At 50.8% G+C, this 1,236-nt stretch carries 1 rRNA gene; it reads right to left on the bottom strand.

What is annotated here, in order from left to right:
- Positions 1–1,220: ribosomal RNA gene (locus JOC78_RS17395) — 23S ribosomal RNA — on the bottom strand; the annotation flags it as partial.
- Positions 1,221–1,236: the final 16 nt, after the last annotated feature.

The raw sequence follows: 1,236 nt of genomic DNA, 5'->3' as shown, positions 1-1,236 counted from the left end.
AGGTGTCAATCCACAGCTTCGGTGATACGTTTAGCCCCGGTACATTTTCGGCGCAGAGTCACTCGACCAGTGAGCTATTACGCACTCTTTAAATGGTGGCTGCTTCTAAGCCAACATCCTGGTTGTCTAAGCAACTCCACATCCTTTTCCACTTAACGTATACTTGGGGACCTTAGCTGGTGGTCTGGGCTGTTTCCCTCTTGACTACGGATCTTATCACTCGCAGTCTGACTCCCAAAGATAAGTTTTTGGCATTCGGAGTTTGTCTGAATTCGGTAACCCGATGGGGGCCCCTAGTCCAAACAGTGCTCTACCTCCAAAACTCTTCCTTTGAGGCTAGCCCTAAAGCTATTTCGGAGAGAACCAGCTATCTCCAGGTTCGATTGGAATTTCACCGCTACCCACACCTCATCCCCGCACTTTTCAACGTGCGTGGGTTCGGGCCTCCAGTAAGTGTTACCTTACCTTCACCCTGGACATGGGTAGATCACCTGGTTTCGGGTCTGCGACCTCATACTCATTCGCCCTATTCAGACTCGCTTTCGCTGCGGCTCCGCCTTTGCTGGCTTAACCTCGCATGAAATCGCAACTCGCCGGTTCATTCTACAAAAGGCACGCCATCACCCGTTAATGGGCTCTGACTACTTGTAGGCACACGGTTTCAGGATCTGTTTCACTCCCCTTCCGGGGTGCTTTTCACCTTTCCCTCACGGTACTGGTTCACTATCGGTCACTAGGGAGTATTTAGCCTTGGGAGATGGTCCTCCCGGATTCCGACGGAATTTCACGTGTTCCGCCGTACTCAGGATCCACTCAAGAGTGAACGGAATTTCAGCTACAGGATTGTTACCTTCTTTGATGGGCCTTTCCAGACCTCTTCACCTATCCCGTTCTTTTGTAACTCCGTATAGAGTGTCCTACAACCCCAAGAGGCAAGCCTCTTGGTTTGGGCTGTTCCCGTTTCGCTCGCCGCTACTCAGGGAATCGCATTTGCTTTCTCTTCCTCCGGGTACTTAGATGTTTCAGTTCCCCGGGTCTGCCTTCAACTACCCTATGTATTCAGGTAGAGATACTGTCCCATTACGAACAGTGGGTTTCCCCATTCGGAAATCTCCGGATCAACGCTTACTTACAGCTTCCCGGAGCATATCGGAGTTAGTCCCGTCCTTCATCGGCTCCTAGTGCCAAGGCATCCACCGTGCGCCCTTTCTAACTTAACCTACATTTTCTTACTAA

The sequence above is a fragment of the Bacillus ectoiniformans genome (assembly GCF_016908875.1).
GTDB classification, from domain to species: Bacteria; Bacillota; Bacilli; order Bacillales; family Domibacillaceae; genus Bacillus_BX; species Bacillus_BX ectoiniformans.
This window is presented reverse-complemented; position numbering and strand designations above follow the sequence as displayed.